This window comes from Paenarthrobacter aromaticivorans, assembly GCF_019038615.1.
GTDB classification, from domain to species: Bacteria; Actinomycetota; Actinomycetes; order Actinomycetales; family Micrococcaceae; genus Arthrobacter; species Arthrobacter aromaticivorans.
In genome coordinates, this window is the sequence record NZ_JAHOPC010000009.1 from 15,121 (window position 1) to 28,301 (window position 13,181).

Genomic DNA, 13,181 nt, shown 5'->3' on the forward strand with positions numbered 1-13,181 from the left:
CCTAGGTTTCGCGCTACCTCAAAGGAGAGACTTATGCCATGCAACGCCATGGGCGCTCCGGAGTCACCATGGGAAGCCTGAAATAGGACCCGTCGCAACAGAAGCGGCTACCAGGAACTCCCCTCAGTGGACACGGTCCACCTGGTCCGGGATGAGGCTGCCGTCCTCGCGCACCACCGGACCCTTGCTGCCGTCCGGGTTGGTGTACGCCTTGGTGCTGCATGGATACGGCTCGCTACGCTGTGGTTTGGGGTCGATGAACATTGGCGTGATCAGCCACTTGCCGTCCTCGTTGTCGTACGCGCGGCACATGATTTCGGCGTTGTTCCGGTTCACCACCAGCCTGGCTTCGGTGGCGTCGGCAACGAAGGTTACGTCCGTGCCGGAGTCACCGGCGGCCAGGATCTGGCGGCGTTCGGCAGGCAGCTGCTCAAAGGCTGAAGGACCCTCGACGCCGAAGATCACCTGGTTGGCCCAGCAACGTTTTCCCTCGATGTAGGTCATGACTGAATCTTCGCCGTCGGGTATTCCGCCACAGCCTTTCAGGTGGGAAGTTTGGATGCCGTCCTCGTATACGCTGCGGACGCCTACGACGTGCCCGGCGTCGATGCCGACCTCACCAGCCCATGCCTTGACCACCGGCTCCGGCGAAGCGGAGACCACCCAGGTTTCGATGCCGTGAGCCTGAAGGACGCCGATGAGGTCCTTGATCTGTGGGTATATCCGGATGTAACCGTCCACCTGCTGGCTTCCAACGGTCTGCGTGCTACCTTGTGCTGCCAGCAGGTTCTCCTGCTTCATCGAGAGAGCGAACTGGCCGAGTTGCTCCTCGGTATATCCAGCAGACAGGGCCGTACCCCAGGCGTAGGCGCCTATGAGGTGACGGGCATTGAAGCCCTCAAAAGCCGGTTCGCCGGAACGCGTCTTGTCCTCAAGGATGGCGAGGATTTCATCGGCACACTCCGTGTTGATGCTGGTCTTGAGCGGTTGACCTGCGGGCGTGTCGGTACCGCATGCCGCTGTCAGCGCTCTCGCTGCCGCATCTGTCAGGTAACGGTTTGTGCTCTTCCAATCCTTATTGGCCGGTTGCAGGACCTTGTCGTGCCTGAGCATCCAAAAATTCGTGCCGTAGCCAATGTCGTTCTTTACTACCGTGTTGTCCCAGTCAAAGATCGCCACTGGAGCTTTGTCGCCGCGGGCTGTTCCGGTGCAGCTGCTGTGGGCGTCAATGGTCTTTTGTAATTGCCCACGGACCTCGCTTGGCCATGCCAGTTGAGCGTCAAGTTGGCGGCATTCGGCTGCTGGCTGAGTGTTGGTCGCAGGAGCTGTCGCGCACGACGCTGCCGACATGAGGGTCGCAACTACGGCCGCGGTGGTCGCAAATCGGAAATACTGTTTCCTGCGGAATTCCTTCCTACGGTTGTTGTCATCCTTGACTAACCCTAACGAAAATGTGGACATACCTTCCCCCGATTCTCAATGGTCTGTAAATAGTCCAAAGTTCTGAGTAAGTGTGTGCCACATCACGTGGCCTAGTCAAGAGATTGGGACGAATTGCTAGTAATACGGCCACTCTGAAACACTCGATATTGGCATGTTTTCATGCCACCTAAGGTGTCAGGCGTCGACGTAAACCGCCAAGTGCTTACCGGTCAGCGTCGAGCGGTCGGCCACCAGATCAGCGGGCGTGCCAGAGAAAACGATCTTGCCACCATCGTGTCCGGCGCCCGGTCCGAGGTCGATAATCCAGTCCGCATGTGCCATGACGGCCTGGTGATGTTCGATGACAATGACGGACTTTCCCGACTCGACCAATCGATCCAGCATGCCAAGCAAGTTCTGGACGTCAGCTAGATGGAGCCCCGTGGTCGGCTCGTCCAGAATGTAGATGTCGCCCTTCTCCGACATTTGCGTAGCAAGCTTGAGCCGCTGGCGTTCCCCGCCAGACAGCGTAGTGAGCGGCTGTCCAAGCGTCAGGTAACCGAGCCCGACGTCGGCGAGGCGGTCCAGGATCTTGTGTGCGGCCGGTGTGCGTGCTTCCCCTTCGCCGAAGAAGGTCTCAGCCTCGTTGACAGACATTGCAAGCACCTCTGCAATATTGCGTCCGCCAAGCTTGTACTCCAATACCGAGGCCAGGAAGCGCTTTCCTTCGCATTCCTCACACGTTGATTCCACCGTCGCCATGACGCCCAGATCTGTGTAAATGACGCCGGCGCCGTTGCAGGTGGGGCACGCGCCCTCCGAGTTTGAACTGAAGAGCGCCGGTTTCACATTGTTGGCCTTGGCGAATGCCTTGCGTATGGGTTCAAGGAGCCCGGTGTAAGTTGCAGGATTGCTCCGGCGGGAACCGCGGATGGCACCTTGGTCGATCACCAGGACGCCGTCACGTTTGGCCACCGACCCGTGAATCAGCGAGCTCTTGCCCGATCCGGCCACACCCGTGAGTACACACAGCACGCCCAGTGGAATATCAACGTCCACGTTTTGAAGATTGTTGGTGGAAGCTCCCCGGACCTCAAGGGTGCCGGAAGCTGTCCGTACCTGCTCTTTTATGGATGCGCGATCGTCGAGGTGGCGCCCAGTGATGGTGTCGCTCCCCCGCAGCCCGTTCAGATCGCCTTCGAAGCAGACCGTGCCGCCGCCCGTGCCTGCACCAGGACCGAGATCCACCACGTGGTCAGCGATCGCAATCGTTTCGGGCTTGTGCTCGACTACCAGCACGGTGTTGCCTTTATCGCGCAACTGCAGCAGCAACTGGTTCATACGCTCGATGTCATGCGGATGCAGGCCGATAGTTGGCTCGTCGAAGACATAGGTGATGTCCGTCAGGGACGAGCCCAGATGCCGGATCATCTTGGTTCGCTGTGCCTCTCCCCCGGACAAGGTACCGGCAGGCCGATCGAGGGACAGGTATCCGAGTCCTATCTCGGCGAAGGAGTCCAAGAGGTGCTGCAGTCCCTTGAGAAGCGGAGCCACGGAGGGTTCATTGATTTCCCGGATCCATACAGCAAGGTCACTGATCTGCATCGTGCACACATCCGCGATGCTCTTGCCTCTGATCTTGGAAGAACGTGCCTCCGGGCTCAACCTGGTGCCCTCACACTCCGGACAGGTGGTAAAGGTGATGGCCCGCTCCACGAAAGCCCGGATGTGTGGTTGAAGTGCGTCAACGTCCTTGGAGAGCATCGACTTCTGGATTTTTGGGATGACGCCTTCGTAGGTGAGGTTGATGCCTTCGACCTTGATTTTGGTAGGTTCCCGGTACAGGAGGTCGTGGAGCTCCTTTTTGGTGAACTTGGCAATTGGCTTATCCATATTAAAGAAGCCTGAACCGCTGAAGATACGGCCATACCAGCCATCCATCGTGTAACCAGGAATCGTGAGCGCGCCCTCGTTCAAGGACTTGCTGTCGTCATACAGCGCGGTGAGATCGAAATCGTTGACTGAACCCATTCCCTCGCATCGTGAGCACATGCCGCCCAGGCGATTGAAGGTGGCCTTCTCCGTTTTGGTCTTGCCCTCTCCGCGATCGACCGTGATGGCCCCACTGGCCTTTACGGTGGGCACGTTGAACGAGTACGCGTTCGGCGATCCGATGTGGGGCTGCCCGAGCCGGCTGAAGAGAATACGAAGCATGGCATTGGCATCTGTCGCAGTACCCACCGTCGAGCGCGGATTTGAGCCCATCCTCTCCTGGTCCACGATGATGGCCGTTGTCAGGCCTTCCAGCATGTCCACGTCCGGCCGCGACAATGAAGGCATGAAGCCCTGAACAAAAGCGCTGTATGTCTCATTGATCATTCGCTGGGACTCTGCTGCGATGGTGCCAAAGACCAACGAACTTTTGCCCGAGCCAGAGACACCCGTGAACACCGTGAGGCGACGTTTAGGGATCTCGACACTGATGTCCTTGAGGTTGTTCTCGCGCGCACCCTGCACCCGTATGAGGTCGTGGGTGTCTGCTACGTGCGACGCAGGAGACTGTGTGTCGGTGCTCGTGGCAATGCTCATGATCTCTCCATCTGTTAGGCGGCAACTGCTGGCCGGCATCTGTTGGTCGGTGCTGTCCAACAGTCCCCCGTCGGCACCGCCTGCCCGTACTACCAACCTCGGTCAGTACGTCAAATTCTCGTTCGTCGTCGCGAATGCGGCAACGGTCATTGACCACACTAACGGCCCCTGCTGCAGGCCATTGGGAGGACGCGAAGCCTGAGCGGCTCCAACCATTGTCATCAGCCGCCGACTCGCTAAGAATGAAGCATGCCGGTATACATGAGGTCCCTCGAAACCGCAGTTCCGCCAACCATCCTCGTGCAGTCGCAGGCACGCGATGTCTTCGCAGCTCAACCAGGCCTGACAAGGCTCGGATCGCGGTTGGTATCCACTTGCTTCGACTCAGCTGCAATAGATACCCGATATACCGCGGTCGAAGAACTGAGCCTCGACGCGCATCCGGAAAATCCACGATTCTTTGACCCCTCGACCAATCAAGTACTGAGCCCCAGCACCAAAGTCCGGAACGAGATTTTTGCCACGGAGGCCACCAAGCTCTTTATCGAGTCCGGCAAGGCTGCGGTAGCACGCGTGCCGGACATCGACCTAGATGACATTACTCATGTCATCACGGTGTCCTGCACGGGATTCTTCAACCCTGGTCCTGATTACAAGGTCGTCCGGGCGCTGGGACTGAACCCCGCCGTGCAGCGTTACCACCTCGGCTTCATGGGGTGCTATGCCGCGTTTCCAGCCCTGAAGGCAGCCAAGCAGTTCTGCCTGGCAGATCCAGCCGCGGTCGTACTGGTTATCTGTGTGGAACTTTGTTCGCTACACGTGCGTACATCCAACGACCCCGACACCATCATGGGTTCAGCCATCTTCGGTGACGGTGCTGCCGCGGCCATTGTGACGTCCAAGGAACCCCAAGGGCCCGAACCGGTGATCAGGCTGGACCACTTCGAAACGGTCCTCACCCCCGTTGGTGAAGAGGCAATGGCCTGGAATATTGGCGACGAGGGATTTGAAATGGTCTTGGGTTCCTATGTGCCCCACATCATCGAGGAGCACATCACCGGGGCGTTGGAGCCGTTGCTCGCGAAAGAGCCGCGACTGGCAGAACTCCCCTATCGCGATATAACGCACTGGGCCATTCACCCCGGTGGGCGCAGCATTCTGGACAAGGTCGAATCCAAGCTCGAACTCACCGCAGAGCAACTGGTCCCGGCAAGGGAAACACTCAGGGAATACGGCAACATGAGTAGCGCCACCGTGCTCTTTGTTTTGAAGTACATGCTCGGGCAGCCGGCAAACCAACGGGAGGAACCAATCTGCTCCATGGCGTTCGGTCCCGGCCTCACGGTGGAGACTGGCCTCTTTACATTGGTCTCTCCCACCCTGTGAGCCCGTGGGGATCCCTGAAAGACAGGGACGTGGGTGCCATCGAGGACATGGACCGGCCTGATTGTGACCTCCGGCGCCTGGATCGCAGTTACGCCCGCTTCCCCGCGGTTAACCGTCTCCTTTCCGGATGGCACCGGACGTACCGTGATCGCTTCCGTCCACTTCTCGCAGCCAGCGGCACGGCGTCGGTGCTGGACATCGGGTGCGGTGGTGGGGACGTCGCCCGAAGCCTGGCCGGATGGGCCCTCAAGGATGGATATACGCTGAAGGTAACTGCCATAGACCCTGACGAACGGGCATACAATTTTGCGATCCGGGCGCCAGCGATCGAGGGCGTCACCTACCGGCAGGCGCACAGCGCCGATCTTGTCGCGGAGGGCAGGGGGTTCGATATCGTCCTCTCGAATCACATCCTCCACCATCTCGATGCTGACCAACTCGCCGGAGTCTTGAATGACTCAGAAGTACTGTGCCGGAAAGTAGCCCTGCACAATGACCTCAAGCGGAGCAACGTCGCATACCTTCTCTTCGCGGCCGGCTTCTGGCCTTTGGGCGTTGGCTCTTTCATCTGCGGTGACGGTTTGGTCTCCATCAGGCGCAGCTTCACCTCCGGGGAGCTCCAGGCGGTGGCCCCGGAACAATGGAGGGTGGATCCAAACGGACCTTGGCACAACCTGCTCGTCTACGAGCCTGCCGGCAATGGATCCCGGAGATGAGCGCCGGACGTGCTTGACGTCATCATCGTGGGTGCCGGTCCGGTCGGTTTGTTCATGGGTGCCTTGTTGCTCAAACAAGGGCGCCAGATCCGAATCCTTGAACGCCGTCTGAACAGGAGCCACCGTTCCAGGGCAATAGGGATTCACCCCCCGGCGCTCACTGAACTGGACCGGGCCGGTCTATCCGCGCCGTTGTTGGCTTCGGGCGTGCGGATCGAGCGGGGCGTTGCGTACAGCAAAGGCAAAAAGATCGCCGAGCTGCCCTTTACAGGGGACCCGGACTTTCCCTTCATCCTCGCAGTGCCGCAACCAGTGACGGAGCAGACACTGGAGCAAGCGGTTCTGGCGTTGGACTCCGAGGCGATCATCCGCGGCGCAGACGTGCGCCATTTTGCCGACGACGGCGGCACGGTCAGCGTCCGGGCGGCCTCACCTTCCGGAGAACACACCTTCACCAGCCGCCTTTTGGTGGCAGCTGACGGAGCGCACTCGCTGATACGTCAACGTCTTCTCCCTGGCCTTCCGGCACGTAGCTATCCGGATAGTTATCTGATGGGAGATTTCATTGATGGGACAGGCCACGGAGACAACGCGGTCTTGTATCTGGAGCCCGAGGGGATCGTAGAGTCCTTCCCCTTGCCTGGGGATGTTCGCCGGTGGGTGGTGCGGCTTGGAGTCTCGGCCGATGGAGCGACGGCGGCAGACCTGGCTGCCTTGGTCCAAGCCCGGACCGGCGCCGTGCTGGATCCGGAAAGCAACAGCATGCTCAGCGCATTTGACGTCCAGTCCAGGCTTGCGGGCCGTATGATCCATGGCAGAACTGTGTTGTTGGGCGATGCCGCCCATGAGATCAGTCCCATTGGTGGCCAGGGCATGAACCTTGGATGGCTTGATGCTGCTGCCTTGGCACCTCTCATTGATGCCTCCCTCAGGGGACACGCTGTCGGTCGCCAGCTTCAGTTGTTCGAGAAGGACCGACGCCGGGCAGCCGCCCGCGCATCCTTGCAGGCCAGTTTGAACATGGCACTTGGAAGGCCCCTGCCTCCCCCAGTCATGGCAGCCAGGAACTCGGTTTTTACATATGCCTTGGAATTTCCCACTGTCTCAGCGTTGGTGGAGCGGCGATTCACGATGCGCTAGGGTGCGTGTTCATTCAGGACGTTCCTTGTTATTAAGAAAGTTCCCTTGTTCAGGGAGTGTGTAGTAGCAGTCGTAGGTGTCCTGGCTGACAATTAAACCGTCCCGCAGCTCAAATACAGCAGTGCTCCGCGCACGTACGGTTTCGCCGGCGTCCCAATGCGGCAGGTCCAGGAGCAACGTGGCTGACCAGTTCATCTCCACGACTACCCGGTTGCCTTCGCAAGTAGTGCGGGCTACCTCAAATCTCTGGTTCGCCACAATGTTCTTACTGTGATCCGCGCCAGTGAGGGTCTCCTGAAGGGTCCTGACGGACCCGGTCTTGGACAGGGCGTGCGGCCATTCCGTAAGTGTGAAGTCGTGGGCCAGATACGGGCTGATCTCAGCGGCTCCGCCACCGGACTCAACCGTCCTGATAAACCCGAGTACATGGTCCAGGGGGTTGCTTTCGCTCATCCGACGAGCCTAGCTGAACGCGGAGGCCAAAGCCCGGCAAGGGCGAACCCGGAGCAGGGAACGGGCGCGAAGAGGAGCCTTCGCGTTAGGCTCAAGTCATGACGCAGCAACCTCACTCCGAGGCGCCCAGCCCCGCCACCGACTTCAATCCCCTCCAGATCAGGGACGCAGTCCGGCGGCTACTTGAAACAGAGGAACTTCCGCCGATCGTTCAAGCCGGGCACCCCGTCCTCCGGCAACAGGCGGCGCCATATGACGGCCAGCTTGATGGCGCTGAATTGGAGGCGCTCATAGAGCGGATGCGTGAGGTCATGCATGCGGCGCCGGGGGTTGGACTGGCGGCTCCTCAGTTGGGCATTCCGTTGCAGTTGGCAGTCCTTGAAGACAAGTACGAGGTGGATCCGGAGTCGGCAACGGTCCGGCATAGGGAGCCGCTGGAGTTCATGGCTGTCCTCAACCCGCAATATCGTCCTCTGGGAAGCGAGACAGCGTCCTTCTATGAGGGATGCCTGTCCGTCAGCGGCTATCAAGCGGTGGTCACCAGATACCGCAACGTGGAACTGAGTTACCTCACGCCAGAGGGACGTCCGGTGGAGGAATGGTTCTCAGGGTGGCAGGCACGCATAGTGCAGCACGAAACGGACCACGTGCAGGGAATTCTTTACGTGGACAAGGCAGAACTGCGGTCGCTTTGCAGCAACGCGGAACACTCCCTACGGTGGTCCAATCCGGACATTGAGGACGCGCGCCGGACCCTCGGTTTCCTGCACGGCTAGCTGGTCCGTAGCGGGCTTCAGCCCGTCACGCGGTTTGATGCAGTCGGCAGATACCTGGCCCACCAGGCAAGGATGTGCTCGAACCGCTGCTTGCGGTGATGCGGTGTCCCGGAACGCGACAATTCGTGGTCTTCGCCCGGGAAGACGAGTAACGACGTCTCAATTCCCCTCTCCTTGAGGAGCGCGTAGTACCGCTGCCCTTGTTCGAGGGGACACCGAAGATCGTTTTCGCTGTGGATCACCAGGGTCGGTGTCACGACGGAGTCAGCTACGGCCAAGGGGCTCTGTGCCACAAGCTGACCGGGTGTGGCGCCAGCGTACTCGCCGCCAAAAAACCAGCCGATGTCAGAAGTGCCGGCAAAGCTGACAGGGTCCAGGAATCCGCGTTCGACAATTGCCCCTTTGAAGCGGTGATCGTGTGCGATGGTCCAGGCCGTGAGGTAACCGCCATAGGATCCGCCCATGATGCCCACGCTATCGGCGTCCAAGATTGCATGGGCGGACAAGGCAGCATCCAGGAAGGCGAGTACGTCCTGCATGTCCGCTGTCCCCATTCGCTCCTTGATAACCCGTCCATGGGATTGTCCGTAGCCTGAGGAGCCCCGCGGATTGCACATCACTACCGCGTATCCTGCAGCTGCATAGACTTGCGCTTCGTCAAAGAAGGCTCCCGTGTATTGGGAAAACGGACCTCCATGGATGCTCAGCAGGACAGGGTGTGGTCCGGGTCCGTCGGGCAGCACCAACCAACCGTTCACGGGGTATCCGTCGTCGGCGATTGCCTGGAAATCCAGCGGCTCACTGACCCTTGAGCTATTCCGTAGTTCCGCCGAGAAGTCTGTCAGCAGGCGCAGTTCACCACGCTCCAGGGAGGCGACGTCGCCAGCGGTGGACGCATCCAGGAAGCTCACGGCCATTTCACCATTGGCAGCAACTGTGGCTCCGGTGACCACGCGGGCGCCATGCACCAGTGGCGTAAGGCTTCCCGCCGCCGTGACATCGAGGAGCTCCACGCTGCCCAATGCTGTGTTCAGGAGTAGGACGCTGTCCGGTCCGCTCGGTTCCAGCGGACCGGAGATGTCCAAATGCTCGACGTCGGTGAGGGCAGCGGCATCTCCCCCGGCGACGGGCATTGAATAGAGGACGCTGTTGCGCGCGACAAAATCCCGTCCTGTATCGCCTAGATCCTGTGCGGTGAAGAAGAGCGAGCGGCCATCGGTGGACGCCCGCACGGCCGTGACGGTCTGCAGTTTTGGGTTGTGGGGTTTGATGAGCTCTGGTTCGCCGCCCGTTGCGTCAATCCGGTACACGGACGTTACGAGGTCGTCATCATGCCCGTCGTGAAGGGCAGCTATGAAGTAAACGAACCTGCCGTCGGCGGAGAAACACGGCGCCTCATGGTCTGATTCGCCAAACGTCATCTGCCTGGCATCGGGAACCCCGGTTACCTTGGCACCCGGCTGTTCGTGGGCGGCTCTGCCGCGGGGAATGACCACAGGCTCGCCACCTAATTCCGGCACGTCAACCACAAACAGTTGCTGGCGCTGGTCCAGGACGTACCCCACGCCGTTCATCCGGTACTGGTTCACGGCGATAAGCCGGGCGTCTTCGCTGCCGGAAGTAACGCCGTCGACCGTTCCATAGCGGCCCGGTTCCGCAACACGGCTGGTGAAGACCACCCGATGGGAATCCGGAGCCCACGCAAACCCGTTGACCCCGCCGTGCTGATCCGTTATCTGCTGCGGTTCGCCCCCTGCCGACTCCACAACAAACAGTTGCGCTTTTCCCTCTGCATCGCTGCGCAGGAAGGCCAAAACCAGGCCGTCAGGCGAGAAAGCCGGGGAAGTGTCCCTGAACCCGCGGGTGATGCGTCGTGGGCGCTTGTTGGTGTCCAGCGGTACGTTCCACAATTGACCAACGTAAGCATCGGCGTCGAAATCAGGCCTGACCACGGATACCACCGCTTTAGTACCGTCCGGATGGATGGCAGGGGCGGAGACGGAGTTCAACAAAGGCAGCTGCTCGGGTTTCACCTTGGTGAGCCTAGCCCCGCCGCCCTGGCGCAGGCACCAGACACTCCGGCCCACCGTAGGATTGAATCCATGTTGTCCGATGCCGTTGCCGCCCTCCGTTGTCCCGTTTGCGAAGGGCGGTTTCAGCTTGTCGAGGATCCGCAGCGGAGGCTCGTTTGCGGCTCCGGGCATGTATTCGACGCCGCGAAGCAAGGTTACTTCAACCTGCTGACAGGTAAGGGCACAGTCTTCGAAGCTGATTCGGCGGAGATGGTGGGAGCCCGGCATCGATTCCTGGACAGCGGACATTACGCTGCTTTGGCCCAGCGAGTCGCCGGCCTGGCAGCCGCATCGCTGCAGCGGCCCGGGGCCGTGGTTCTCGACGCCGGCACGGGCACCGGGCACTACCTCCACAGTGTCCTGGAAAGCACTCCGGCTTCTGCGATAGGCCTGGACATCTCCAAATTCGCGCTCCGCCGCGCTGCACGGCTCAACGGGGATGCTGCCAACCTCGTCTGGGACATTTGGCGTCCGTTGCCCGTAGCCGATGACGCGGTGGACGTGGTCCTGGTGGTGTTCGCTCCAAGGAATCCGCCGGAGTTCGCCCGGGTGCTGCGACCCGGTGGAAAGCTGATTGTGGTGACACCGCAGCAAGGACACCTGGCTGAAATCGCTGCCCGCACCGGAATGCTCAGTATTGAGGAAGGCAAGGCCGAGCGTTTGGCTGAATCCCTGGGCGGCTATTTCCACGCGGATTCAACGTACAACCTGGACGTGCCGCTCACCCTCACGGGCTCCGAGCTGGCCGACATCGCCTATATGGGACCGGCCGGTCACCACATCAAGCCCGAAGAACTCGCACTGCTGGCCGGCGAGGATAGAGCCGCAGCAACCACGGCGAAGTTCCGTATCAGCCTCTTCACAGTGGGTGCTTCGGCTTCCTGACGAGGAACTCGGCGTCGGGCTAGGATGGAGGAACAGCGACTGTGATCCCGTCTTCGACGGGGTCCGGGACCAAGGGGGAAATGATGTTTGAATGGCTCGGCGAGAATTGGTGGGCTCTCTGGCTCACGGTCTTCCTCGCGTTCGCGGTGGTGGAGATGCTCACACTCGACCTCTTCTTCATCATGCTCGGCGGCGGCGCACTGGCAGGGCTCATTGCCGACTTCGCCGGGGCGGATTTCTGGCTCCAGATCGTCATCTTCAGCGTGGTCTCCCTCTTGATGATCGCTTTCGTGCGGCCGGTCGCCTTGAAACACCTGCATAAGGGACCAGCAGAACAGCGGACGAACATCGACCGGCTTATCGGTCAGCCCGCCCTCGTCATAGAAGCTGTCACGGGCACCAGCGGGCTGGTAAAGATCGGCGGTGACGTCTGGAGCGCGCGCAGCACCGCTGGAGTCCTCGACGCCGGCGCCACCGTTCAGGTCACCAGGATTGACGGCGCGACCGCGGTAGTAGCCTCGCCTGCCGAAAACAGCCCGCGCTGATTCGAACCGGAAAACCAGAATTCTGCGGATAACGGGCTGGCAACCTGCCCGCAAAAGGCCAAAGCAAGCCACGCAATTGGGGAATCAAGGAGACGCATGGACGGTTTAGGAGGAACAGCGGCAGCAGTTGTGCTGATTGTTCTCGTCATTTTTGTCATCATCGTGTTGGTCCGCTCGGTAAGGATCATCCCGCAGGCACGTGCCGGCGTCGTTGAACGCCTCGGCAAGTACCAGCGCACGCTCAACCCGGGCCTTACCATCCTGATTCCGTTCGTCGACAGGCTCCTGCCGTTGCTCGACCTCCGCGAGCAGGTAGTGTCCTTCCCGCCGCAGCCAGTCATCACCGAGGACAACCTCGTGGTTTCGATCGACACCGTGGTCTACTTCCAGGTAACGGACCCCCGCGCAGCCACCTACGAGATCGCCAATTACATCCAGGCGGTAGAGCAGCTGACCACCACCACGCTTCGTAACGTGGTGGGTGGCCTCAACCTCGAAGAGGCACTAACCTCCCGTGACCAGATCAATGGCCAGCTACGTGGAGTGTTGGACGAAGCCACAGGCCGCTGGGGGATCCGCGTTTCGCGTGTGGAACTGAAGGCTATTGATCCGCCCCACTCCATCCAGGACTCGATGGAAAAGCAGATGCGTGCAGAGCGCGATCGTCGAGCAGCGATCCTGACTGCTGAGGGAACCAAGCAGTCGCAAATCCTTACAGCAGAAGGCCAGCGCCAAGCGGCCATCCTCGCAGCTGAAGGTGATGCGAAGGCCGCCATCCTTCGGGCCGACGGCGAAGCCCAGGCCATTCAGAAAGTCTTTGACGCGATCCACAAGGGCAACCCCGACCAGAAGCTTTTGGCTTACCAGTACCTGCAGACGCTACCCAAGCTCGCTGAGGGCAGTTCCAATAAGCTGTGGATCATCCCCAGCGAAGTTGGCGAGGCCTTGAAGGGCATTGGCAGTGCGCTCGGAGGCGCCAACGGCGACACCGATGCTGCTGGCTTCTTTGGCGGCAGCAACAAAGCCGCGGCCTCGGAGCCGGCAGCCCCGGTGGAATCCACCACGGCAGCACACTCAAGGCCCACAGAGTAACTCTGTTGTGAGGCAGTTGAGCGGTCAGCCAAATGGCTGGCCGCTCATCGCGTTTTGCACTGCTTTTGGGTACTGACCATCGATCCGCGTATAATGGGATATTTG

General features: G+C 60.4%; 11 protein-coding genes. 7 read left to right on the plus strand and 4 right to left on the minus strand.

Features of this window, described 5'->3' with window-relative positions; translation table 11 throughout:
• Positions 1–123: 123 nt before the first annotated feature.
• Positions 124–1,179, minus strand: coding sequence for an HAD family hydrolase (locus KSW38_RS23730; RefSeq protein WP_216925680.1), 1,056 nt, complete (start codon positions 1,177–1,179; stop codon positions 124–126).
• Positions 1,180–1,617: 438 nt separating this feature from the next.
• Positions 1,618–4,011, minus strand: a complete 2,394-nt coding sequence (locus tag KSW38_RS14765) for an ATP-binding cassette domain-containing protein (protein ID WP_216925681.1) — start codon at positions 4,009–4,011, stop codon at positions 1,618–1,620.
• 249 nt (positions 4,012–4,260) lie between these two features.
• On the opposite strand from KSW38_RS14765, the gene KSW38_RS14770 reads away from it, so the two are divergent.
• Genes KSW38_RS14770 through KSW38_RS14780 form a run of 3 tightly spaced genes read left to right on the plus strand, consistent with a single transcriptional unit; the run spans position 4,261 to position 7,253 of the window.
• Positions 4,261–5,397, plus strand: a complete 1,137-nt coding sequence (locus KSW38_RS14770; RefSeq protein WP_216925682.1) for a type III polyketide synthase — start codon at positions 4,261–4,263, stop codon at positions 5,395–5,397.
• Entirely contained in the window at positions 5,394–6,113 is a 720-nt protein-coding gene (locus KSW38_RS14775) for a class I SAM-dependent methyltransferase (RefSeq protein ID WP_216925683.1), read from the plus strand. Before KSW38_RS14770 ends, KSW38_RS14775 begins: the two co-directional genes overlap by 4 nt.
• 9 nt (positions 6,114–6,122) lie before the next feature.
• Positions 6,123–7,253 (plus strand): FAD-dependent oxidoreductase, encoded by a 1,131-nt coding sequence (locus KSW38_RS14780; protein ID WP_216925684.1) that lies wholly within the window; start codon positions 6,123–6,125, stop codon positions 7,251–7,253.
• A 9-nt stretch (positions 7,254–7,262) separates the two neighbouring features.
• Here the strand turns inward: KSW38_RS14780 and KSW38_RS14785 are convergent, their stop codons facing one another.
• Entirely contained in the window at positions 7,263–7,706 is a 444-nt protein-coding gene (locus tag KSW38_RS14785) for a nuclear transport factor 2 family protein (RefSeq protein ID WP_216925685.1), read from the minus strand.
• 98 nt (positions 7,707–7,804) lie between these two features.
• Between KSW38_RS14785 and KSW38_RS14790 the strand changes: the two genes are divergently transcribed.
• Positions 7,805–8,482: a peptide deformylase gene (locus KSW38_RS14790; RefSeq protein ID WP_216925686.1), complete on the plus strand. Its 678-nt coding sequence runs from the start codon at positions 7,805–7,807 to the stop codon at positions 8,480–8,482.
• Between the two features lie 17 nt (positions 8,483–8,499).
• Here the strand turns inward: KSW38_RS14790 and KSW38_RS14795 are convergent, their stop codons facing one another.
• A complete protein-coding gene (locus tag KSW38_RS14795) occupies positions 8,500–10,515 on the minus strand; it encodes a S9 family peptidase (RefSeq protein WP_216925687.1) in 2,016 nt (671 codons plus the stop codon).
• A 69-nt stretch (positions 10,516–10,584) separates the two neighbouring features.
• Between KSW38_RS14795 and KSW38_RS14800 the strand changes: the two genes are divergently transcribed.
• From KSW38_RS14800 to KSW38_RS14810, 3 genes are all read left to right on the plus strand, one after another.
• The gene (locus tag KSW38_RS14800; protein ID WP_216925688.1) at positions 10,585–11,439 is read left to right on the plus strand and encodes a methyltransferase domain-containing protein; all 855 of its coding nucleotides are present in this window, start codon (positions 10,585–10,587) and stop codon (positions 11,437–11,439) included.
• 83 nt (positions 11,440–11,522) lie between these two features.
• A complete protein-coding gene (locus tag KSW38_RS14805) occupies positions 11,523–11,984 on the plus strand; it encodes an NfeD family protein (protein WP_216925837.1) in 462 nt (153 codons plus the stop codon).
• 96 nt (positions 11,985–12,080) lie between these two features.
• A complete protein-coding gene (locus tag KSW38_RS14810; protein WP_216925689.1) occupies positions 12,081–13,076 on the plus strand; it encodes an SPFH domain-containing protein in 996 nt (331 codons plus the stop codon).
• Positions 13,077–13,181: the final 105 nt, after the last annotated feature.